The organism is Pantoea sp. B_9, assembly GCF_008632015.1.
In the GTDB taxonomy this organism is placed as follows: Bacteria; Pseudomonadota; Gammaproteobacteria; order Enterobacterales; family Enterobacteriaceae; genus Pantoea; species Pantoea dispersa.
The window spans coordinates 412105-434806 of record NZ_VWVL01000003.1; the positions used below are offsets into that span (position 1 = coordinate 412105).

Sequence of the window (22702 nt, forward strand, 5' to 3'; positions counted from 1 at the left end):
TTCCGGCGCGTTTCTGCCGTCGCCGTCCTGCTGGCAAAGATAATGCGCTCGCTAATCAGGGTCTAATTGGTATTATGCTTTTATTAATAACGAATCCTTATCAGGTGTGGCATGGATTACCGTAAGCTGCGTTCTTTTCTGGCACTCGCCGATACGCTGCATTTCGCACGGGCGGCGGCGGCGGTTAACCTCACGCAACCGGCGTTGTCTCAGCATATTCAGGCTCTGGAGCAGCAGTGGGGCGTGAAGTTATTTGCGCGCGACAAGCGTAAGGTGAGTCTGACGCGCGAAGGCGCATTGCTGCTCGGGGAAGTCCAGCAGACGGTGCAACGTGTGGAGCATCTGCAGAACACGATTAAGCAGGTGGCCGCCGGACGACGCGGCATGTTACGCATTGGCTATGTGGGCACGTCCATGCTGGAGCCGGCGCTGGTCAAAATTATCCGTGCCTTCAGGCGTGATTTTCCCCAGATCGCGCTGCAACCCGTGGAGTACAGCGTCAACCAACAGCTAAGCCTGCTGGAGAGCGGCGATTTGGATATCGGCATCCTGCGCGGGCCGCTGCCGGAACGTCGCCAGATAAGCAGGCAAATTCTGCATCAAACCTCGCTGTGTGCGGTGCTGGCAGACGACCATCCGCTGGCGCAGCAGGCCTGCATCTCGCTGGCTGATTTAGCGGCGGAGCCGCTGATTTTGCAGGAAGATCCGGAAGGCATCGGGCTTGGTGGCACGGTGCTTAATCTCTATGCCGCCGCCAGGCAGATTCCAGCCAGCGTGCTCCGCGCGCGCGATGTGGCCACCGCCGTCGACCTCGCCGCGCTGGGTCTGGGCGTGACCTTCATCCCCCACGCCCCGGAGAGATTTTTGCGGCAGGATGTGGCACTACTGTCGCTGGCGCAGCAGGATGTCACGACGGCACTCTACCTGTGCTGGAAAACCGGCGCGGCCAACCCGGAGATCCGGCGCTTTGCCGGGTACGCGCAGTCACACTATGGTGAGGAACCCGCTGCGTAATCAGGCGGGCATTCCAGCCTCAGCGGCGTTATGGGGATCAATATGGCGAATTGCTATGTCATATCGGCTAAATTGTGATTCACTGACGTATCTATTGTCAGATTATGCGTGAGAAGCGCAGTCATGAAGCCAACACTGAATCAGCTAATGAGTTTTTGTACCGTGGCAGAAGTGGGGAATATAGGCCGGGCAGCAGACAAGTTGAATATTTCGCAGCCACCGCTAAGCAGACAAATAGCGCAGCTCGAACGTGATGTGGGTGCGAAACTGTTTACCCGTAATGCCAAAGGCATGAAACTCACCTTTGCCGGCGAGCAATTTTTAAAAGATGCTTACGCCGTATTAAGAATGATGCAGCAGGCGTGTAATAATGTGCAGGCTGTTTCAGAAGGGCAAATGGGATTGATTAAGCTGGGCGCAACCATGTACGCATCGTACAGTGTGGTGCCGCAACTGGTCATGAAACACAGAATGAATTATCCCGGTATTGATCTGCAATTCCAGGAAATGATCCCGACCGGGTTAAACGCTGCGATGGAGGATGGACGGCTGGACGTTGCGATCAGCTTTTCGGAAGTCACCAGCTCCGCAATTAACTCACTGGTGTTATTGCGTGAACCGTTAATTGTCGCGCTTCCTGCGGATCATCCCCAGGCCAATGTTGAAAATTTCACCCTGGAAACGCTGGCCAATGACCCGTTTATCATTGTGCCTCGCCCTATGTCGCCGCTGCTTTATGACAGAATTTTTAATCAATGTCTGAAAGCCGGTTTTAGTCCACATATTGGCGTTGAGGTTTCCGTCCAGCAAACCATCGTTAATTTCGTCGCTCATGGATTAGGGGTGGCCATCATTCCGGCAAGTATGGCGACAGCGCAGATAAGAGGCATTAATTATCGGAAAATTGCGGACGCAAATACCATCGAAAATATCCTGATGTGGTCTTCTGATAATAAAAATCCAGCGCTGGAACACTTTGTTAACCAATGCCGTGCCTTCGCAGAGGAGTTAAGCACGGCATCGGATACCCGCATCAGTTCTTAGCAATCACGATTTCGATCAGGCTGGGTTTACCGCTGGCGATAGCCTCCTCGACAGCCGCAGCGATCTGTGAAGCCACCTCAATCTTACGCGTTTTCAGCCCCAGCGCGGTGCCAAGTGCCTGATAATCAATCACCGGATCTACCAAATCCATGGCGATAAAGCGATTGGTTTGCGCCGAGGTATAATCTTCTTTAGACCGCATAAAGTTCTTAAGAACATTATATTCAGTATTGTTCATCACAATAAAGGTTACCGGCAATTGCTCATGGGCGGCGGTCCACAGCGACTGAGGCGAATACATTGCCGCACCATCCCCCACAAAACAGACAACAGGGGCTTTGCCCAGTCCGAGGGAATACCCCACTGCAGCGGGCATGCCCCAGCCCAGACCGCCACCGCGCATAAAAGCATATTGATCTGCTCTGTTACTCGACAGCGATCTACGCAGCGATTGTGAGGTCGCAATCGCCTCGTCAACAATTGTTATATCCGGACCAATAGCGCGCGCGGCCTCAAATGCGGCGATCAATGGCGTGATCTTCGTGGCCGATTGCTGCTCTTGTACCGACTGTAATAAGTTCTCTTTAGTTTGTTCGAACTGTGCTGCCGCAGCCGCGAAACGACGCTGATAATCGGGGCGATTATGGGCGGTAGCCTCTTTCAGCTCAGGTAGCAGCACCGCCAGCGATAATTTAATATCGCCGAGAGTTGAGAGCTCGCTACGATAAGTTCGCCCCAAATCGCCGGCATCGGCTGAGAGCTGGAACACTTTACAACGCTCCGGCACGGCACGCCCCTCGGTGTAGAGGATGGTGATGAGCGATTTACCGCCGAGCGCAAAGATTGCATCGTATTGATCAAGCGCTTTGGCAATGTCCGTCGCCTGAGTAGAGAAATTGCCTCGCCACAGAGGATGCGCGGTAGGATACGGAATCCGATTCGGCCAGGTTGAGCCATAAACGTCAGCGGCCAGCAACTCAGCCAGTGCGACAACTTCCGCAGCCGCGCCGCTTTGATGAATCTCATCGCCGGCAATAATCGCGACCTTGCCGGGGGTAAAGGCGGCTAATTTTTTGGCTAACAGCGGCAGTGAACCTGCGACCGCTTTACGATCAACGTTAGACGGCGCGCCGATGTCAACGGCGCTCATGGCTTCCATCACATCCATCGGCAAAGAGAGGAAAACCGGGCCTTTGGGCGCGGCATCCGCATCATGAAAAGCACGGCGAACCAGGATTGGCAGCTGGTCAACGCTGGTGACTTCCTTCGACCATTTGGAAAAAATCTTACCCATACTCACTAAATCCCCCAACAGCAGGGGATCGGTGATGCTGTGGCGTAAATCCTGCTGGCCAGCCGTCACTACTAATGGCGTTTGCGAGCAAACCGCATTGTGCAGATTGCCCATGCCGTGACCCAGACCACCGGCCGTGTGCAGATTGAGAAAACCGGGCTTACCGGCGGCCTGCGCGTAACCATCGGCCATCGCAACCGCACTGGCTTCCTGCAAGGCAAGCACATAGTTGATGTTGGGATTTCTGAGCAGGGCGTCCATGAACGGTAATTCAGTCGTACCTGGGTTACCGAACACATACTCAACGCCTTCGCTCTCTAACACTTCCAGCAGGACATCACCACCGCGGCGTACCGGGGTGTCGTTTAATTTTGCAATGGGTTTATTCATCGTTGTTCACCTCTGACTATCGGTTAATAATCCGCCAGTTTCCGGGCTGAATTTATCTTAGAAGCAGGGTGAGCGTTGATTCCAATACTAAGATTGGCCTGTTTGATACCCTAAAAGGTATGGCTATGAAGCAAAGCCGCGTGATTAAAGGTGCCCATTCATCAAATCCACCATCGCCCCGGCATGGGCATCAACGTGGCGAATGTAGCGCATCACCGTTTCCGGCTTCTTCCAGGTGCCTTCCTGCATGATCTGCGCGGTGCTGTACTTATTGCTGGCCATGTCGATGGCGGCACCGACCCGGGTGCTATGTCCCGACCAGCCGCGATAGCGATTCTTATTGGGTTGCAAGCCGGTGCCCGGTCCCGCTTCACGCCACGCACGGACGAAAATATCCTCCAGCGCGCGGGTCGAGAGCGGTTTATCGCAGACAATCTGCGCCTGGTTGGCGCGGTGCACCGGGCCAAAAATGAACGCGTCGGGTTCAGCGATCAGCCCGGATGCAACCAGCCATTCGGTCAGACGTTGTGATGAGAGATCCCCGAGTGCCTTAATTAGTCCCCCGGTCATCACAATGGTTTTGGTCCAGGCGACATCGAGAATGATACGGCCATCGGCCGAGCGCGAAATGTCACGCACCCGCAGGCGGCTCAGTTCACTGATGCGTAACAGCGTGGCGTAAGCCACATGCAAAAATGCCAGATCGCGCTGCTGTTGCAGGCGGTCAGAGCCCGCCCAGCGCTGATCCAGCTTAAGTAAATCGCGAATGCGAAAGGGGATAGCCTGACCGGCACGTTCACCGGCTATCACCGCGCTGCGATTGATTTTTTTCACGGCGCGGAACACCAGCGGCGAAACATTGGGCGGCACCAGACCGGCGTTACGGTGTAACATGGAAATTAACGCCGCATGAGTCGCGATGGTCGAAGAGGCGCGTCCCGATGCCTGAAGCCATAGCAGATAATCACGCAGATCGGCAGGATCCATCGGCAAAAATTGCCGGCCATGTTCAGTCGCCCAGCGGCTGCCGATGCGCATAACGCTCAGCAACTGTCGCCACGTGTTATCAGAAAACGCTTCTTTATCACTGACAAATTCTCTCAGGCGTTCAGCAATATCCTCATCAGTACTGTGCATCAGGGCCGGGCTGGCGGTAATCCCGGGCAGGGTGTCCGTTTTACTCATTAATTTATGACGTCGCTACGTGAATTCTGTGCATGTTGCAGGGTCATCACCCGCCAGATTTAACGTAGCAGTGCCGGTTTTTTATGCACGGCGTGGCGCTGACACACTGCATCATGTTAACCAAAGGTGATGATCCTGCGGATCCTGACTTCATATAATGCCAATTATATAAAGTCAGCTATTCTAACCGCTGAAAATCTGGATGGACAGCGCTAAAGGGGATGGAAAACTCGATGGTGAAGTTTTTTCAACTGACAAACGCGCCGTCAGCTGACAGGCTAAGGATGGACAATGTGATAGCGCAGATTAGCGCCTGATTTTGCAGGTTTTTTGCGCAAGCGCGACCTATTTTACTTCAGCGCGAGGCTGGTGCAGGCAACATGAAGTTAGCTCATCTTGCTTTGAAATTTAATCACTTTTCCTCACGCGGGGACTCTGGCATAACTAAGGTCATGTTAAATATTTTCGACAATATGACCACTGCTGAATTTGCAATCCTGTAAACGATTTGGAAAATCCTGCAAAGGAGAGACCCGCTTCAGGTTGCAAGCAGAAATCAGGATGCCCGCTCGCGATGAAAAATGATTTTACTTTTAGTATAAAAAGCACGCGCTTCGATGAGAATTACAATCCCTCCAAAGATACGCGCATTACCACCAATTTTGCCAACCTGGCGCGCGGCAGCAATCGTGAAGAGAATCTGCGCAACGCGTTGATCATGATGAACAACCGTTTCAATTCGCTGGCGAACTGGGACAACCCGAAAGGCGATCGCTATGCGGTTGAACTGGATATTATCTCTGTGGAGATGAATCTGGGTGCAGGCGGCGAGGGCAAAAGCTTTCCGGCGATTGAGATCCTGAAAACCAATATCGTTGATAAAAAAACCAGTGAGCGCATTGAAGGCATCACCGGTAACAATTTCTCTTCGTATGTGCGTGATTATGATTTCAGCGTTCTGCTGTCCGAGCATAATAAAGGCCGTTCAGGTTTCAGTATCCCGGATGACTTCGGCGTGCTGCACGGCAATATTTTCCGCCATTTTGTCAACTCAGAGACGTATAAAGCCAACTTCCGCAAAGCGCCGGTCATTTGCCTCAGCGTCTCCAGCAAAAATATTTACCGTCGTACCGGTAATCAGCATCCGGTGCTGGGCATTGAATATCAGCAAAATGAATCTTCATTGACCGATCTCTATTTCGCCAAAATGGGACTCAGGGCGCGCTATTTCATGCCGGCCAACAGCGTGGCGCCGTTCGCCTTCTACTTCGCCGGTGATTTGCTCAGTGATTACAGTAACCTGGAGCTGATCAGCACCATCAGTACCATGGAAACTTTCCAGCGAATTTACCGCCCGGAGATTTACAATGCGAACTCACCGGCGGGCATTGAATATCAGCCAGACCTGTATCATCAGGATCACTCGCTGACCAAAATTGTTTACGATCGCGAAGAGCGTACCCGCCTGGCGATTGAGCAGGGTAAATTTACCGAAGAGCAATTTATTAAGCCTTACCACAGCATTCTGAAACAGTGGTCTGATCATTTCGCTCTTTGATTAACGAATAAATAAGGTTATTGATTAATGAAAACATTATTACCGACGTCAACGGCTGGCAGCTTACCGAAACCCTCCTGGCTGGCGCAGCCAGAGACATTATGGTCGCCGTGGAAATTGCAGGGCGATGAGCTGATTCAGGGCAAACAGGATGCGCTGCGTTTATGTCTGGACGACCAGCAGCAGGCCGGTATTGATATCGTCAGCGACGGTGAGCAAACGCGCCAGCACTTCGTCACCACCTTTATCGAACATCTTAACGGCGTTGACTTTGAAAATCGCAAAACGGTGCGCATCCGTAATCGCTATGATGCCAGCGTACCCGGCGTGGTGGGCGAAGTGAGCCGGCAGAAACCGGTCTTTGTCGATGATGCCAAATACCTGCGTCAGTTGACGCAGCGTCCAATTAAATGGGCGTTGCCTGGCCCGATGACCATGATCGACACGCTGTATGACGATCACTATAAAAGCCGTGAGAAGCTGGCCTGGGAATTCGCTAAAATTCTCAACCAGGAAGCGCGCGAATTAGAAGCCGCTGGCGTCGATATTATTCAGTTCGACGAGCCCGCGTTTAACGTCTTTTTCGACGAGGTGAATGACTGGGGCATTGCCGCTCTGGAAAGAGCCATTGAAGGCCTTAAATGTGAAACCGCAGTGCATATTTGCTACGGCTACGGCATCAAAGCTAACACCGACTGGAAGAAAACGCTGGGTACCGAGTGGCGCCAGTATGAGGAGATCTTCCCTAAACTGCAGAGTTCCGGTATCGATATCGTTTCGCTGGAGTGTCAGAACTCACGCGTGCCGATGGATCTGATTGAACTGATTCGCGGTAAAAAAGTCATGGTTGGCGCGATTGATGTCGCCACCAACACCATCGAAACACCGGAAGAAGTGGCTGCCACGCTGCGTAAAGCGCTGCAGTTTGTAGATGCCGATAAACTCTATCCAAGCACCAACTGTGGCATGACGCCACTGTCGCGTCATGTGGCTTACGGCAAGCTGCAGGCATTAAGTGCCGGCGCGGAGATTGTGCGGAAGGAACTGCAGGGCTAACGCGTAACGCCTTATTTGTCTCTGACTCAGTCGGCAGGATTTAAATATCCTGCCGACTGAGCGTTTGTAATTAACTTCCCTGCCTGACTCGCTGGCCTCGCTAAATAATCCTGTAAAACACCCGGCGGCGACGGTCATAAATCCCCCATTTATACCGGATTCATTCTCTGCCTCTAATCCGGCGGGCAGCCTGAATATCATCGTCTATACTCAGCAACGCGAAGTGATATATGCCGCTGCTTTTCACGCTGCGCTGACGTTAATTCAACCAGCCTGTGTGAACAACAGCCGCATTGACTCATCAGTACACGCTGTTTTCCGTGCTTTCATCCTCAAGGGACTTCCTGGTATGTTGCAATCTCAATCCTCCCGTTTGGGCAGTTTACTGCTGCTGCTGGCGGCACTCATCGGCTTTGCCGTCGCGCTGTATGCCTGGCTCACGCCACTCACCGGTGTCACCGGCACCATTGGCGCGCTGGGCGTCGCTATTGCCAGCGTCGTTCTGGCGGTGCTGACCTTCCTGCTGCGCGCGGCCACCGGCCGTGCCGGGCGCATTTTCCTGATCGTCATCACGCTGCTGCTGCTATGCGCGATCGGTTTTGCTGCCGCGCTGCTGCATCAGGGGATCATTACGCTGGCGATGGTCATCGGCCTGATTGGTCTGATTATGCTGGCGTGCAACCCGGCGCATCGCGTTCGCCACGCCACTGCACAAGGAGCTAACCGTGCATAATGAAAAATACATTCCGCTGCTCAAAGTCGGCATGACCGCCCTGGCGCTGCTGATGGCACCTGCCACGCTGCGCGCCGAAGATAAAGCCGCTGAGGCGTCGATGGGTACGCAGGAGAAACTCAACGTGGATGCGGCCGATCAGCAGGCGCCCGGCACCACGCACGCCACTGATGATGTCTCCAGCGGCAAGCGCGACGGCGAGAAAGTGGCCTCTGCCAGCCAGCCGGCCACGCCGCTGGTGCCCTCCACGGCGACGTGGGACAGTTTTCACGGCCAGCTCAACGCGCAGAAATACAGCCCACTGAAACAAATCACTGCTGACAACGTCAGCAAGCTGAAAAAAATCTGGGAGTTTCACACCGGTGACGTTTCGGATGGCAAGGGCGACACGCCAGCGACCGTCTGGTCCGCCACGCCAATTTTTGCCAACGATACGCTGTACATCGGCACGCCATTTGATCGGCTGATTGCGCTGGATCCGGGCACCGGCAAGGAGAAGTGGCACTACGATACTAAATCGCCACGTCAGGCGCTGACCCAGCCGGTACTGAAAAATCGTGGCGTCTCTTACTGGCAGGCGAAAAATCCGCAGGCGGGTCAGGCCTGCCAGAAAATCGTTTATATGGGCACCGTTGACGGCAAGCTGTACGCACTGGATGCCGATTCCGGCAAGCCGTGCGAAAACTTTGCAGTTAAGGGCGTGCTCAACGTCAATCAGTGGAATACGGTTAACGCTAAATTCCCGCTGTCCCTGCTCCAGCCGCCGACGGTGGTGGGTGATCACCTGATCGTTGGCTGGGCGGGCAAAGACTGGGCTTACGCAGAAGCGCCGCCGGGCACGGTGTTTTCAATCAACGCGCAGACCGGGGCACGTGAATGGACTTTTGACGCCATCCCGGCCAGCATTCGCCAGCGCACCGGTACGGCTAACGTCTGGACCCACATGTCGGCCGACGAAGCGCATGGCCTGGTTTATCTGCCGGTGTCATCACCTTCGCCAAACTACTGGGGCGGCAACCGCGTCGATCCAATTCCGCTCGGCACCTCCACGACTGCGCTGGATGTGAATACCGGCAAAGTGGTGTGGTCGCGACAGTGGGTGCATCATGATGTGTGGGATTACGACATCAACTCAGCACCGACGCTGATGGACATTACCGTGAACGGCAGGCAGATTCCGGCGCTGATTCAGGCCACCAAGCAGGGCTTCCTGTTTGTGGTGAATCGCCTGACTGGTGAAGATGTCTGGCCGATTGAGGAGCGTCCGGTGCCGCAGGGCGATGGTTCAGTGCAGGGCGAGAAACTGTCGCCAACCCAGCCATTCCCGACCAAACCGGCACCGCTGCTGGATCAATCCAAAAAACCGGCGATCTGGAAGCTGGCCGATATTGTTGGCGCCGGTCAGTGCTCACGCCTGTGGGATAAGCTGAGCTATGACGGCATGTACACACCACTAACCACCCAAGGCGAAGGCGCACTGACCTATCCGGACAGCGCGGGCGGCGTGCAATGGGGCGGCGTGGCGTTCGATCCGCAAAAACAGATCGCCATTGTGAACACCTCACACATCGTGCAATACGTGAAGCTGTACAGCCGCGCCGATTACGACAAGGCCGACAACGGCTCGGGCAACGAGAGTGGTTTCGCCCCGCAGGAAGGCGCGCCTTACGGCCTGAGCCTGATGGTGGCGAACAACTGGCTCGGCATGCCGTGCTGGCAGCCGCCGTTTGGCGAGATCGTTGCGCTCGATATGCACACCGGTGATGTGAAATGGCGTCGTCCGGTCGGCGCGTCGCAGCAGTACGGCTTCTTCATGCCGGAAAGCTGGGGCTCGCCAACCATTGGCGGTCCGGCAGTCACCGCCGGCGGTGTGATCTTTATCGGCGCCTCAATGGATGCCAAAGTACGCGCCTATTCACTGGATAGCGGCGAAGAGCTGTGGTCCGATCAGGTTGAAGCGCCTGCGGTTGCCAACCCCTCGGTGTATGAATATAAAGGCCGCCAATATGTCGCCTTTGTCGCCGGTGGTAACACCATCCTGAAGGATCAGGTTGGCGATCAGGTGGTGGTTTACGCACTGCCGGAATAATACAGCGCAGTCAGCAAACAGAGTGGGGCCACAGCGCTCCACTTTTTTTTATGCCTGCAATAAAAACGGCGGCCATTGGCCGCCAAAACCTCAACAGGTGGTTGCCGTTGAGGAAGCAGTGGTACTGATGAATCTTTACCCTTTTACACCGCCCGCCGTCAGTCCGCTCACCAGCCAGCGCTGCGCCAGTAAAAACACCAGCGTGATGGGAATGGCGGACAGCACAGCCGCCGCGGCGAAATCGCCCCACAGATAGTTCTGCGGATTAAGATACTGCTGCATCCCGACCGCGAGGGTATAGCTGTTGACGTCGCGCAGCAGCAGCGAGGCGACCGGTACTTCGGTGACCGCAGCGATAAACGCCAGGATAAACACTACCGCGAGGATTGGCACCGAAAGTGGCAGCAACACCAGACGAAACGCCTGCCACGGCGTGGCACCATCCAGCGCCGCCGCTTCCTCCAGCGAACCATCGATGGTTTCGAAATAGCCCTTAATGGTCCAGACGTGCAGCGCGATGCCGCCCAGATAGGCGAAAATCACGCCGCCGTGGGTATTGAGGCCGAGAAACGGCAGATATTGCCCCAGCCGGTCAAACAGCGCATAGAGCGCCACCAGCGATAGTACCGCCGGGAACATCTGAAAAATCAGCATGCCCTTAAGCAAACTGGCGCGACCGGCGAAGCGCATGCGGGCAAACGCGTAGGCGCAGGTGGTCGAGAGCGCCACAATCCCCAGTGCGCTGATGGCGGCGATCTTCACCGAATTCCACAGCCACAGCAGCACCGGGAAGGGCGGTGGCGTCACGCGACCATCGGCATGAGTAACGCTGAATCCAAGCGCCAGCCGCCAGTGTTCCCATGAAATCTGTTCCGGGATCAGACTGCCGGTGGCGAAATTGCCGCTGCGCAGCGAGATGGCAATCACCATCAGCAGCGGGAACAGGATTGCCGCGATAAACAGCAGCAGCAGCAGATGCGTCAGCAGCAGACGCAGCTTCTGCGATTTCGGTTGTACCATGGCCATAACGCCTCCTTAATCAAACTTCATGCGTAGCGCTTTCAGGTTAATCACCGCCAGCGCACCGACCAGCAGGAAGATCAGCGTGGCGATGGCTGCCGCCAGGCCGAAGTCCTGACCGCCGCCGCCCTCAAAGGCGATGCGCCAGGTGTAGTTGACCAGCAGATCGGTGTAGCCCGCCGGCGTAGTGGTGCCGAGTCGATCGGGGCCACCATTGGTCAGCAGCTGCACCAGCACGAAGTTATTAAAGTTAAAAGCAAAGCTGGCGATCATCAGCGGCAGTAGCGGTTTCAGCAGCAGCGGCAGCGTAATCAAAAAGAAATTCTGCAGCGGCCCGGCACCATCCATCGCGGACGCTTCATAAAGATCGTCCGGGATCGCCTTGAGCAAGCCCATGCACAGGATCATCATGTAGGGATAACCCAGCCAGGTATTGACGATCACCAGCATGGCGCGCGCCAGCGTCGGATCGCTGAACCACGCTGGCTTGAAGCCAAACAGCGCATTGAGCATGACGTTGATTTCGCCAAAACTCTGGTTAAACAGCCCCTTGAAAATCAGTATCGAAATGAATGCCGGTACCGCGTAGGGAAGAATCAGCATCACGCGATAGATGGCCTTGCCCCGCAGCGCTTCCCACTGCACCAGACACGCCAGCACCATGCCCACCGCGACCGTCAGCAGCACGGTCAACAGCGAAAACAGCAGCGTCCAGCCAAATATCGCCAGGAACGGTTTCTGAATGCCTTCGTCGGTGAACACGCGGGCAAAGTTTTTCCAGCCTGCGCCAACGGTAAAGCCGGGGCTGAGCTGTTCGCTGGCCCAGCTGCCATCGGCATTGATCTGCTGATAGAACCCCGTGTCCCGGTTGGCCTGATAGCGGGCGCCGTTTTGCTGATTTCTCAGCTGTTCCGGTGCGTCCAGCACGTACAGCGGCCGCGTGCCGGAAAACTGGCGCAGCGAACTCATCACCAGCTCGCGACCGTCCGGCAGTCGGGCAGTTAACTGACTCAGCGCCTGACGGTTTTGGGTGATGGTTTTTAAGCTGGCGCGCGCGGTGGCGGGCAGCGCGGCTGGCGTGAGGCTGAGCTGCTGTTCACCACCCAGCGTAAACGGCGCAGACAGAAAGCTGTTTTCGCCTGTGCTGAGCGCCAGCTGCCAGCGATCGCCCTGCGAATAGAGCGCGAAGTTCATCGCGTCCCCGGCCTGATACTGGCGACTCAGCAGCACCTGCTGCGCGCGCGCCTCACTGAGCTGATTGGTGCTGCTGTAGTTGGTGAAGGCAATGGCGACGGTACAGGCCAGTGGAAACAGGACGAATAGCGCCATGCCGGCCAGTCCCGGATACACATAGCGCCAGGCATAGGCGCGCCGGTTGGTGTAAATCCACAGGCCTGCCGCGCTGACTACCAGCGTGAGCAGCGCAAACAGGTATTCACCCTGAGCATACATCAGCACCAGAAGGTAGCCGACCAGCAGACAGCCGATCCCGACCAGCAGGCTGCGCAGCACCAGGCTGTGCCGTCTCTTTTGCGGTATTCCTGACATGATACGGTGTTCCTTAACAGCCAGTGGCGAGCCGACAGCCGTCGGCTCCGTAACAGCATTACTTATTGAGACGCGCCTGCGCATCCTTCAGCGCCGCATCGACGTTTTGACGACCACTCAGCGCATTCAGCGTCGCGGTGCGCATCGCATACCAGAAGGCAGCCATCTGCGGGATGTTAGGCATGATGTCGCCATTACGCGCATTGCTCATGGTGGCGGCGATGCGCGCGTCTTTCTCCAGCGTTTGCTGGAATGACTTCAGGGTGACCGCGCCCAGCGGCTTGTCCTTGTTAACCGCGTTGAGACCGGCGTCAGTCAGCAGGTAATTTTCCAGAAACTCTTTGGCCAGCTCTTTATTAGGACTGGCCGCGTTGATGCCCGCGCTCAGTACGCCGACAAAGGTTTTGGTCGGCTTGCCGTTCAGCGTCGGTAACAGCGTAACGCCGTAATTGATGCCGCTTTTGTCGATATTGCTCCACGCCCACGGACCGTTGATGGTCATCGCGGTTTGTCCTTTATTGAAGGCCGCTTCGGCAATCGAATAGTCAGTATCGGCATTAAGGATTTTGGCTTTCACCTGATCGACGAGGAACTGCATGCCTGCTTTCGCGCCGGCGTTGTCGACGCCGGTATCTTTCACGTCATAGCCGCTATCGGTCTTTTTGAAAGCATAGGCGCCACCGGCGGCCAGCAGCGGCCAGGTGAAATAGGGTTCCTGCAGGTTAAACATGATGGCGCTCTTGCCTTTGGCGCGCAGCTGCTTATCCAGCGCCGCCATCTCTTCCCAGCTTTTCGGTGGGGTGGGCAGCAGATCTTTGTTGTAAATCAGCGACAGCGACTCCACAGAAACCGGATAGCCAATCAGCTTGCCGTTGAAGCGCACTGCATCCCAGGTAAACGGAAACAGTTTTTGCTGGAAGTTTTGATCCGGTGTGACTTCGGCCAGCAGTCCTGACTGGGCATAGCCGCCAAAGCGATCGTGCGCCCAGAAGATGATGTCCGGCCCGTCACCCGTCGCGGCGACCTGCGGATATTTCTCTTCCATTTTGTCAGGATGTTCAACCGTCACGCTGATACCGGTGTCCTGCTCGAATTTTTTGCCTACCTCGGCGAGGCCGTTATAGCCCTTATCACCGTTGATCCAGATGACCAGTTTACCTTCTTCAATTTTGGCCACGGCCGAAGCCGAAAACAGTACGGCCGTAAGGGCGGAAAGGGCCAGAACGCGTGCGCCGGTTTTCATTGTCATAACTCCATCCTGTTAGCGGAAGCGGAAATCATCAGTGGCATCATTGTGCGGCGTTATGCCATTTCCTCATCCTCCTGCGCTCTACGCCCAACAGCACTAAGCCGTGATCGCGCTTGCAAAACAGCGCCTTAATACGCGCTGGCGCACACTATTGATGCGTCAGCTCTGCGTGACAGCTCACAAAATTGCCGTGAACGTCGCACCGGCGCGGCTAGGGGGCGCGTACTCCTCCTCCCGCCTCATCCCCCAGTAAAAACCCACACGGTGGAGGATGTTGCGCCGTCTGCGCCTGCCCATAGTGGTCGCCGGAGTCTGCCTGCGGTGCTGCAGGCAAGCATGAGCCTGCGAAGAGGAAAGCATCATGGCGAGCGTTGCGTTACACCATGTCACCAAGGCCTGGGGTGATACCGAGGTATCAAAAGACATCAATCTGGAGATCGGCGAAGGGGAATTTGTGGTGTTCGTCGGTCCATCCGGCTGCGGCAAATCAACGCTGTTACGCATGATCGCCGGCCTGGAAACCATCACTCGCGGCGATCTGCTGATTGGCGGTCAGCGTATGAACGATGTTCCGCCCGCTGAGCGCGGTATCGGCATGGTGTTTCAGTCTTACGCCCTTTATCCGCACCTTTCGGTGGCCGAAAACATGTCGTTTGGCCTGAAGCTGGCTGGCGTAAAGCGTGCTGAGATCCAGCAGCGCGTCAATCAGGTGGCGGAGGTGTTACAGCTGGCGCACCTGCTGGAACGGCGACCCAAAGCGCTATCGGGCGGACAGCGGCAGCGCGTGGCCATCGGGCGCACGCTGGTGGCCGAACCGCGTGTGTTTCTGCTCGACGAGCCATTGTCCAATCTTGATGCCGCGCTGCGCGTACAGATGCGCATTGAAATCTCACGCCTGCATAAACGCCTGAAGCGCACCATGATTTACGTTACGCACGATCAAATCGAAGCGATGACGCTGGCCGACAAGATCGTGGTGCTGGACGCCGGTCGCATCGCCCAGGTCGGTAAGCCGCTCGAACTCTATCACTATCCCGCTAACCGCTTCGTTGCCGGCTTTATCGGCTCGCCGCGCATGAATTTTCTGCCCGTCAAAGTGACCGCCACCGCCATCGATCAGGTGCAGGTGCGCTTGCCCAACGATCAGCTTGTATGGCTGCCGGTGGAGAGCGCCGGCGTCCAGATCGGCAGCAACATGTCGCTGGGTATTCGTCCGGAACATCTGCTCTCCAGCGACATCGCCGATGTCACGCTGGAGGGCGAAGTGCAGGTGGTTGAGCAGCTCGGCCACGAGACGCAGATCCATATCCAGATCCCCGCCATTCGTCAGAACCTGGTGTACCGCCAGGAGGACGTGGTGCTGGTAGAAGAGGGCGCCCTGATGGGTATTGGCCTGCCGCCGGAGCGTTGTCACCTGTTCCGCGAGGACGGGAGCGCCTGCCGCAGGCTGCATCAGGAACCCGGTGTTTAGCCCTGCAAAACAATAAAAGCAATGACCTCAGGAGATAGAAAATGTTAACTCTGCGCAAACTTCCCGTCGCGATTGCCATCGCAGCGGGTACGCTCTCCGCTCAAGCCATGGCGGTCGATTTTACGGGTTACGCCCGTTCGGGTATCGGCTGGACCGGCAGCGGCGGTGAGCAACAGTGCTTTCAGGCTACCGGCGCGCAAAGCAAATACCGTCTGGGCAACGAATGTGAAACCTATGCTGAACTGAAACTGGGTCAGGAAGTGTGGAAAGAGGGCGATAAAAGTTTCTATTTCGATACCAACGTCGCCTATTCCGTTTCCCAGCAGAATGACTGGGAAGCGACCTCACCGGCCTTCCGTGAAGCCAACGTTAAAGGTAAAAACCTGATCGATGCGCTGCCGGGTTCCACCATCTGGGCCGGTAAACGCTTTTATCAGCGTCATGATGTTCACATGATCGACTTCTACTACTGGGATATCTCCGGTCCGGGCGCCGGTCTGGAAGATGTCGATCTCGGGTTTGGTAAGCTCTCGTTCGCCGCGACACGCTCTTCCGAAGCGGGCGGCTCTTACACCTTCTCCAGTGACCAGATCCGTGATTACGCCACCAGTACCGCCAATGACGTTTTTGATGTGCGTCTCGCCGGCCTGGAAACTAACCCCAATGGCGTGCTGGAACTGGGTGTCGACTATGGCCGCGCCAACGCGCGTGACGGCTATCGCTTAGACGACGGCGCGTCGAAAGATGGCTGGATGTTCACCGCGGAACACACGCAGAGCATGCTGAAAGGCTACAACAAGTTTGTGCTGCAGTACGCCACTGATGCGCTGACCTCGCAGGGCAAAGGCCTGCCGCAGGGCAGCAACATCAATAACAACGGTAATATGTACCGCATCCTCGATCACGGTGCGATCTCGCTGGCCGATCGCTGGGATCTGATGTACGTGGCGATGTACCAGAACGTCGATCTGGATAACAACCGCGGAACCGAGTGGTACACCGTCGGCGTACGTCCTATGTACAAATGGACGCCGATCATGAGCACCCTGCTGGAAGTAGGCTATGACAACGTTAAGTCACAGCAGGTCAGCGAACGCAACGGCCAGTACAAAATTACCTTGGCGCAACAGTGGCAGGCTGGCGACAGCATCTGGTCACGTCCGGCGCTGCGCCTGTTCGCCACCTACGCCAAATGGGATGAGAAGTGGGGCTACAGCAAAGACGCCTCCGGCGATATCACGTCGCTGGCCGCGGCGGACAGCAGCGGCAACGGTCTGTTCACCAACAGCCGTGGCGACAACGATGAGTGGACCTTCGGCGCACAGATGGAAATCTGGTGGTAAGGCGCTGCGCAGGTTAAGCAAACATCCGCCGTGCGGCAGACGCACGGCGTTTTCGGACAGCGGCGGCCATTGCCTGGCCTACGCCGCTGCCTGACAACTTGTTGGGATAACACAATGAAAAAACATCTTATCGCCTTCTGCCTGAGCAGCGCGCTGCTGACCGGCGTCATTATGCCAGTTCAGGCCGACATCAATCTGGTACCGCAGGATCTTTCCGCGGCACCCGCCATTCCCACCGCCCGGCTGCAGCAGCTCAGCTGGCAGCCGGTGGATGCAACGCGTGCACAAACCACCACGCTGACACAAAGCGCAACGCCGCTGGATGTACGTGGCTTAACAGGGGCCATCGCGGCTTACAGCCTGCCTGCCAATCAGGGCGAGCTGACGGTTACGCTAAGCAGCGAGGTGGTACACAATCAGGTCTTTGCGCCCAATGTGCTGGTACTGGATGAAAACCTGCAGCCGGCCGCGTGGTTTCCGAGCCGCTTCTTTAGCTATCAGCAGCCCGGCGTGATGAGCGCCGACCGGCTGGAAGGGGTGATGAAGCTGACGCCGGTGCCGGGCCAGCAGAAGATCTATTTGCTGGTGTTCACCACCGACCAGGATTTAACCCAGACCACGACGCTGCTGGATCCGGCCAAAGCTTATGCCAAAGGCACCGGCCATGCGGTACCGGATATTCCCGATCCGGTGGCGCGTCACAGTCGCGACGGCAAAATCAAACTGAAAGTAGCAACCAGTTCCGGCTCGTCGATTCTGGTTGGCCCGCTGTTTGGCTCAGCCGCGCCTGCCGCTGTCACCGTTGGCAGCACCCGGCCGGCCAAGGCCGCCACGACGGCGCGCGCGCCAGCGCCTGAACCGGCACCGCTGGTGAATGAGACGGAAAGCTATTTCAATCAGAGCATTCGTCAGGCGGTGCAACAGGGCAATATCGATAAAGCGCTGAAGCTGCTGGATGAAGCAGAGCGTCTGGGATCGACATCGGCGCGGCAAACCTTTATCAGCAGTGTTAAAGGCAAGGGGTGAAACTGCCCCGACAGTGCTGAGTTGCCCCACCTGGTGCGCTTCGGCGCACCTTTTTTATGGCACTCCGACCTGCACGCAGCAGGTCGGTTTCGTGCTACTTACGCTGACGCTGACGTGATTGTACCGCCGTGAGCAACGCATCGATCCTGTCATCCTCCGCCATCGCTTCCAGAGTTACACTCAGTTTACGTCGCCAGTTGGGATACTGATCGACGGTGCCCGGCACGTTGACCGGCAGTGCCATATCCAGCCACTCTTCCGGCTGCAAACCGAGCAGCGCACATTGGCTGCGGGCCAGATAGCGATGGATCGCCTGACTAAGCTGATGACTCATGCGGACGCTGGCCCGCCGGAAGCGGCGGCGCGGCGGCAGGTCACCGCTGCGCAACAGCGTACGCAGCAACGCCTGTTTAGCCAGGCGCCGATCGCGATACAGGCCAGCGAGAATCGCCCGATCGGGGTAAAGCCCCAGCGCACTGCCCAGCCGCAAATCGTCACTTTGCCACCAGCCGCGCAGCGTCGGCATATCATGGGTGGTGGTAACGGCCATCGCCTGACGCGGCCACGTCGCTGGCGCGCGGAAGTGGCGCTGCGATTCCTGCTCAAAGTAGAGCACTTTGTAGGAGTACACCCCGGCGTCGCGCAGTTTATCAACGATGGCTTCCGGCACGGTGCCCAGATCCTCGCCAATCACCATGCAACGATGGCGCTGGCTCTCCAGTGCCAGAATCGCCAGCAAATCATCCACCGGATAGTGCACATAGGCACCGTGCGCCGCGCTTTCGTCCTTCGGTATCCACCATAAACGCAGCAGCGCCATCACATGGTCAATGCGCAGCGCGCCGCAGTCGCGCATGCTGGCGCGCAGCAGGGCGATCCACGGCTCGTAGCCGCGCGCGGCCATCACCTGCGGGTCCATCGGCGGCAATCCCCAGTTCTGACCGAGCGGACCGAGGATATCCGGCGGCGCGCCAATGCTGGCGTCCAGGCAGTAAAGCTGCCGATCGCGCCAGGTTTCCGCGCCATCCGCCGCCACGCCCACCGCCAGGTCGCGATACAGCCCGATCGCCATCTGCTGCTGCTGACACAGCTGCCAGCAGGCGGCGAATTGCTCTGCCGCCAGCCACTGCAGCCACATGTAGAAACGCACCTCGTCGCTGTGCTCGATGCGGAACGCCAGCACTGCCGCACTGTTCGCCTGCTGCCATTCGCCCGGCCAGTGTTGCCAGCCATAACCCGTGCCATCCTGGGCGCTGCGCGCCGCGTGCAGCGCATCAAACAGCCCCTGATGCAGCAGGCTGTCGCCCCCGGCACGCACAAACTCCGCAAACGCCTGCGCCTGTCCATCATCTGCCGTGCGCCGGCGAAACTGCTGCCAGGCAAGCCGTAGTCCCTGCAACTTAAGCCCGGTGACGGCAGTGTAATCCACCCACGCGGCGTCTCGCGCTGACCGGAGCGCCTGCTGCGTCTTCTCAGCTTGCCACCAGGCCTGCGCCGCGTCGCTGAGGCCAAAATCTGCCACGGCGCTTACGTCGATATAGAGGATGTTGAGCCAGCGCCGGGAAGAGGGACTGTAAGGGCTGGCGCTCTCCGGTGCGGCAGGAAACAGCGCGTGCAGCGGATTGAGCCCGACAAACGCGCCGCCGCGCCGCGCGGTTTCAGCGATCATCTGCCGCAGATCGCCGAAATCCCCGATGCCCCAGTTAGCCGCAGAGCGCAGCGTATACAGCTGAATACAGCTGCCCCACAGCGATTCGCCCGCCAGCAGTTCCGCAGGTTCGTAGCAGCGGCGGGGTGCCACTATAATCGGGCAATAGTGACACTGTAACTCCTGGGTCAATGTCAGCTGGTGATAACCGGCGGGCAACGCGGGCAACACCAACGCTTCACCCGGCTGGCAGCGCCCGGACCAGTTTTCGCCGCTTTCGCTCGTCAGCTGCCATTCCGCATCGGCGCTGAGCACCGGTGCCAGACTCAGTGGCTGTCCGACATAAAAAATCACCACCGGCGGCAGCGGTGCGGAGCCGTTCGCAGGGGCCTGCATCAGCGCAGCGAGACGCTGATGGGTAAGAGCAGAAATCTGCTGCGGTTTTCCGTGCGCATCAATATATTCCGCAGCAATAAGCGCGTCAGCACGGCGATCAAGAGCATCTTTGGGTTTCATGGCGTTCCTTAGCGGCTGGCCTGCCAGATACGTTGCTGATAGTCACGAATGGCGCGATCGGCACTGAACATGCCGCAACGCGCGGTATTGAGGATTGCGGCGCGCGTCCAGGCCTCAGGATCGGCCCACAGCGCTTCAACCTGCTGCTGCACGTTGAGATAGTGGCGAAAATCAGCCAGTACCAGATAAGGATCGCCGCCTTGCGCGCCCAGGCTGTTGACCAGATCGCTGAACGCCGTGCGGTCGCCGTTACTGAAGGTGCCATCTTCCAGCGCGGTCAGCGCGCGATCCAGCTGCGCGTCCTTACTGCGCCAGTTCAATGGCGAGTAACCGGCCTGTTTCAGCGCGCTGACCTGCTCTACGGTATGGCCAAAGATGAAGATATTCTCTTCACCGACCTGCTGCGCGATTTCAACGTTGGCCCCATCCAGCGTACCGATGGTGAGTGCACCGTTCAGCGCCAGCTTCATATTGCCGGTACCGGATGCTTCTTTGCCCGCAGTAGAGATCTGTTCCGAGAGATCGGCGGCCGGGATCAGGCGCTCGGCAACCGACACGTTGTAATCAGGGATAAAGACAATTTTCAGCCGGTCGCCGACGCGCGCATCGTGGTTAATGGTCTCTGCTACTTTATTGATGGCGTAAATGATGTTTTTCGCCAGCGCATAACCCGGCGCCGCTTTGGCACCAAACAGCATCACGCGCGGAGCCAGATTGGCCTGCGGATCGCTGACCAGCGTTTGCCACAGCGCAATCATGTGCAGCAGCATCAGGTGCTGCCGTTTGTATTCGTGCAGCCGCTTGATTTGGACGTCAAACAGCGCATCAGGCTGCACCGCAATGCCGGTTCGGGCGGCGATCCACTCTGTCAGTGCCTGCTTGTTGTGCTGCTTAATGGCGCGATATTCGGCGCGGAAGGCGGCGTCATCGGCGAATGGCGTCAGATCCTGCAGCGCATCGAGATCGTTAAGCCACGGACGCTGCAGCGTTTTGTTGATCAGCGCCGCCAGCGCCGGATTGCACTGGTTGATCCAGCGACGCGGCGTGATGCCGTTGGTGACATTGTGAAACTTCTCCGGCCACAGCGCGTGATACTCGGGGAACAGGTCCTGTACCACCAGCCGCGAGTGCAGCGCCGCCACGCCGTTGACTGCAAAGCTGCCGACCACGCACAGATTTGCCATGCGCAGTTGCTGATCGTGCACCAGCGCCAGTTTTGACCAGATCGCCTGATTACCCGGCCAGCGCGCCTCAACCTGCTGTTTTAGCTGCGCATTGAGCGTATTGATGATCATCAGATGGCGCGGCAGCAGGCTGCGCACCAGGCGCAGGTTCCAGCACTCCAGCGCTTCCGGCATCAGCGTGTGGTTGGTATAGGCGAAGGTGCGCTGGGTAATGCGCCATGCGTCCTGCCAGCTGAGCCGGTGCTCATCCAGCAGCAGGCGCAACAGCTCCGGGATGGCCAGCGTCGGATGCGTATCGTTCAGCTGGATCACTTCATAATCCGCTAACGTTTCGATGGATCGTCCCGCCGCCTGATGACGGCGCAGAATATCCGCCAGCGTACAGGCACACTGGAAATACTGCTGCATCAGACGCAGCTTTTTGCCTGCCTGATGGTTGTCATTCGGGTAGAGCACTTTGGTCAGTTTTTCCGCCTCAATGCCTTGCTGTTCTGCACGCAGAAAATCGCCGTTATTGAAACGCTGGAGATCAAACGGTCGGGCATGCTTTGCCTGCCACAGACGCAAGGGCTGCGTGATGCCGTTGCGGAAACCGACCACCGGCAGATCCCAGGCTTCACCCTGCACAACAAAAGCAGGCTGCCAGTGCGCCACGCCGTCAATGGTGGTCACGCTGCCGCCCAGTCCGACCTGCACGTCAAGCGCCGCGTTGTGGCGAAACCAGGGATAACGATCGCGCTGCCAGTCATCCGGCTGTTCGTGCTGCGCGCCCCCGACAAAATGCTGGCGAAACAGACCGTACTGGTAGTTCAGGCCATAGCCGAGCGCAGGCTGGCCGGTGGTCGCCATCGCATCGAGAAAACAGGCGGCCAGCCGTCCCAGACCGCCGTTGCCCAGTGCCGGATCGGTTTCACGCTCCAGCACGTCACTCAGCGTCACGCCTGCTGCGGCCAGCGTCGCTTTAACGCCGTCGTACCAGCCGAGATTCAGCAGATTGTTGCCGGTCAGCCTGCCCAGCAGAAACTCCATTGACAGATAATTAACGTGGCGCTGTCCGCCAGCGGCCGGCTGCACCGGTATATCCGCCAGCAGTTCGGCCAGCGCGCCGCTCAGCGCGTGCCACCACTGGTCGGGGCTCATTTCCTGCGCATCCGGCAGGCCAAAACGTTGCCACTGGCGCACCAGCGCGGCAGAAAAACGGTCAGGGTCAAATGTGGGCAGTGCCATAGGGAAACTCCAGTCGAATAAATAGGGTTACAGGCAGTGTGACGCTGCCGCCAGGCGGCTACCTCCTCCTGTAAAAAATTCCACGGGGAGGACAGGGAGGGTGGAGA

General features: G+C 57.4%; 16 protein-coding genes. 9 read left to right on the forward strand and 7 right to left on the reverse strand.

Going from position 1 to position 22702, the window contains the following annotated elements; translation table 11 throughout:
* Positions 1 to 111: 111 nt before the first annotated feature.
* Positions 112 to 1014, forward strand: a complete 903-nt coding sequence (locus F3I21_RS12210) for a LysR family transcriptional regulator (protein WP_150059010.1) — start codon at positions 112 to 114, stop codon at positions 1012 to 1014.
* Positions 1015 to 1137: 123 nt separating this feature from the next.
* Positions 1138 to 2058, forward strand: coding sequence for a LysR family transcriptional regulator (locus F3I21_RS12215; RefSeq protein WP_150059011.1), 921 nt, complete (start codon positions 1138 to 1140; stop codon positions 2056 to 2058).
* On the opposite strand, the gene F3I21_RS12220 is transcribed toward F3I21_RS12215, so the two are convergent.
* Positions 2048 to 3742 carry a thiamine pyrophosphate-binding protein gene (locus F3I21_RS12220; RefSeq protein ID WP_150059012.1) on the reverse strand — a complete coding sequence of 565 codons (1695 nt, stop codon included), beginning with the start codon at positions 3740 to 3742 and terminating at the stop codon, positions 2048 to 2050. The genes F3I21_RS12215 and F3I21_RS12220 overlap by 11 nt on opposite strands.
* Before the next feature lie 144 nt (positions 3743 to 3886).
* On the reverse strand, positions 3887 to 4927 hold the full coding sequence (locus F3I21_RS12225) for a tyrosine-type recombinase/integrase (RefSeq protein ID WP_104093278.1): 1041 nt from the start codon (positions 4925 to 4927) through the stop codon (positions 3887 to 3889).
* 574 nt (positions 4928 to 5501) lie between these two features.
* On the opposite strand from F3I21_RS12225, the gene F3I21_RS12230 reads away from it, so the two are divergent.
* The 4 genes from F3I21_RS12230 to F3I21_RS12245 all read left to right on the forward strand — a co-directional run bounded on the left by F3I21_RS12230 (position 5502) and on the right by F3I21_RS12245 (position 10363).
* Complete coding sequence (locus tag F3I21_RS12230; RefSeq protein ID WP_150059013.1) at positions 5502 to 6485, forward strand: DUF1852 domain-containing protein; 984 nt, start codon at positions 5502 to 5504, stop codon at positions 6483 to 6485.
* 27 nt (positions 6486 to 6512) lie between these two features.
* Positions 6513 to 7541, forward strand: coding sequence for a methionine synthase (locus F3I21_RS12235; protein ID WP_021509410.1), 1029 nt, complete (start codon positions 6513 to 6515; stop codon positions 7539 to 7541).
* Positions 7542 to 7890: 349 nt separating this feature from the next.
* Positions 7891 to 8274, forward strand: a complete 384-nt coding sequence (locus tag F3I21_RS12240; RefSeq protein WP_058781481.1) for a hypothetical protein — start codon at positions 7891 to 7893, stop codon at positions 8272 to 8274.
* A 31-nt stretch (positions 8275 to 8305) separates the two neighbouring features.
* Positions 8306 to 10363, forward strand: coding sequence for a pyrroloquinoline quinone-dependent dehydrogenase (locus F3I21_RS12245; RefSeq protein WP_370515722.1), 2058 nt, complete (start codon positions 8306 to 8308; stop codon positions 10361 to 10363).
* Between the two features lie 135 nt (positions 10364 to 10498).
* Here F3I21_RS12245 and malG read toward each other — a convergent pair whose 3' ends face one another.
* From malG to malE, 3 genes are read right to left on the reverse strand one after another with little or no spacing between them, the layout of a single operon-like run.
* Entirely contained in the window at positions 10499 to 11389 is an 891-nt protein-coding gene (malG, locus tag F3I21_RS12250; protein WP_058759158.1) for a maltose ABC transporter permease MalG, read from the reverse strand.
* Between the two features lie 9 nt (positions 11390 to 11398).
* Entirely contained in the window at positions 11399 to 12931 is a 1533-nt protein-coding gene (gene malF / locus F3I21_RS12255; RefSeq protein ID WP_150059015.1) for a maltose ABC transporter permease MalF, read from the reverse strand.
* 58 nt (positions 12932 to 12989) lie between these two features.
* On the reverse strand, positions 12990 to 14180 hold the full coding sequence (gene malE / locus F3I21_RS12260) for a maltose/maltodextrin ABC transporter substrate-binding protein MalE (protein WP_031280090.1): 1191 nt from the start codon (positions 14178 to 14180) through the stop codon (positions 12990 to 12992).
* A gap of 361 nt (positions 14181 to 14541) precedes the next feature.
* Here malE and malK point away from each other — a divergent pair, with 361 nt between their 5' ends.
* The 3 genes from malK (at position 14542) to malM (ending at position 18020) form a co-directional block, all read left to right on the forward strand.
* Positions 14542 to 15651 carry a maltose/maltodextrin ABC transporter ATP-binding protein MalK gene (gene malK, locus F3I21_RS12265; protein WP_021509417.1) on the forward strand — a complete coding sequence of 370 codons (1110 nt, stop codon included), beginning with the start codon at positions 14542 to 14544 and terminating at the stop codon, positions 15649 to 15651.
* A 41-nt stretch (positions 15652 to 15692) separates the two neighbouring features.
* A complete protein-coding gene (locus F3I21_RS12270) occupies positions 15693 to 16994 on the forward strand; it encodes a maltoporin (protein ID WP_058759162.1) in 1302 nt (433 codons plus the stop codon).
* 114 nt (positions 16995 to 17108) lie between these two features.
* Positions 17109 to 18020, forward strand: coding sequence for a maltose operon protein MalM (gene malM, locus F3I21_RS12275; protein WP_150059016.1), 912 nt, complete (start codon positions 17109 to 17111; stop codon positions 18018 to 18020).
* A gap of 94 nt (positions 18021 to 18114) precedes the next feature.
* Here malM and malQ read toward each other — a convergent pair whose 3' ends face one another.
* Both malQ and malP read right to left on the reverse strand, forming a co-directional pair.
* Positions 18115 to 20184 carry a 4-alpha-glucanotransferase gene (gene malQ / locus F3I21_RS12280; RefSeq protein WP_150059017.1) on the reverse strand — a complete coding sequence of 690 codons (2070 nt, stop codon included), beginning with the start codon at positions 20182 to 20184 and terminating at the stop codon, positions 18115 to 18117.
* An 8-nt stretch (positions 20185 to 20192) separates the two neighbouring features.
* On the reverse strand, positions 20193 to 22595 hold the full coding sequence (malP, locus tag F3I21_RS12285) for a maltodextrin phosphorylase (RefSeq protein ID WP_150059018.1): 2403 nt from the start codon (positions 22593 to 22595) through the stop codon (positions 20193 to 20195).
* Positions 22596 to 22702: the final 107 nt, after the last annotated feature.

Coding starts and splice junctions, on each gene's coding strand:
- F3I21_RS12210 (WP_150059010.1), top strand. CDS start 112: ATGGATTACCGTAAGCTGCGTTCTTTTCTGGCACTCGCCGATACGCTG.
- F3I21_RS12215 (WP_150059011.1), top strand. CDS start 1,138: ATGAAGCCAACACTGAATCAGCTAATGAGTTTTTGTACCGTGGCAGAA.
- F3I21_RS12220 (WP_150059012.1), bottom strand. CDS start 3,742: ATGAATAAACCCATTGCAAAATTAAACGACACCCCGGTACGCCGCGGT.
- F3I21_RS12225 (WP_104093278.1), bottom strand. CDS start 4,927: ATGAGTAAAACGGACACCCTGCCCGGGATTACCGCCAGCCCGGCCCTG.
- F3I21_RS12230 (WP_150059013.1), top strand. CDS start 5,502: ATGAAAAATGATTTTACTTTTAGTATAAAAAGCACGCGCTTCGATGAG.
- F3I21_RS12235 (WP_021509410.1), top strand. CDS start 6,513: ATGAAAACATTATTACCGACGTCAACGGCTGGCAGCTTACCGAAACCC.
- F3I21_RS12240 (WP_058781481.1), top strand. CDS start 7,891: ATGTTGCAATCTCAATCCTCCCGTTTGGGCAGTTTACTGCTGCTGCTG.
- F3I21_RS12245 (WP_370515722.1), top strand. CDS start 8,306: ATGACCGCCCTGGCGCTGCTGATGGCACCTGCCACGCTGCGCGCCGAA.
- malG (WP_058759158.1), bottom strand. CDS start 11,389: ATGGCCATGGTACAACCGAAATCGCAGAAGCTGCGTCTGCTGCTGACG.
- malF (WP_150059015.1), bottom strand. CDS start 12,931: ATGTCAGGAATACCGCAAAAGAGACGGCACAGCCTGGTGCTGCGCAGC.
- malE (WP_031280090.1), bottom strand. CDS start 14,180: ATGACAATGAAAACCGGCGCACGCGTTCTGGCCCTTTCCGCCCTTACG.
- malK (WP_021509417.1), top strand. CDS start 14,542: ATGGCGAGCGTTGCGTTACACCATGTCACCAAGGCCTGGGGTGATACC.
- F3I21_RS12270 (WP_058759162.1), top strand. CDS start 15,693: ATGTTAACTCTGCGCAAACTTCCCGTCGCGATTGCCATCGCAGCGGGT.
- malM (WP_150059016.1), top strand. CDS start 17,109: ATGAAAAAACATCTTATCGCCTTCTGCCTGAGCAGCGCGCTGCTGACC.
- malQ (WP_150059017.1), bottom strand. CDS start 20,184: ATGAAACCCAAAGATGCTCTTGATCGCCGTGCTGACGCGCTTATTGCT.
- malP (WP_150059018.1), bottom strand. CDS start 22,595: ATGGCACTGCCCACATTTGACCCTGACCGTTTTTCTGCCGCGCTGGTG.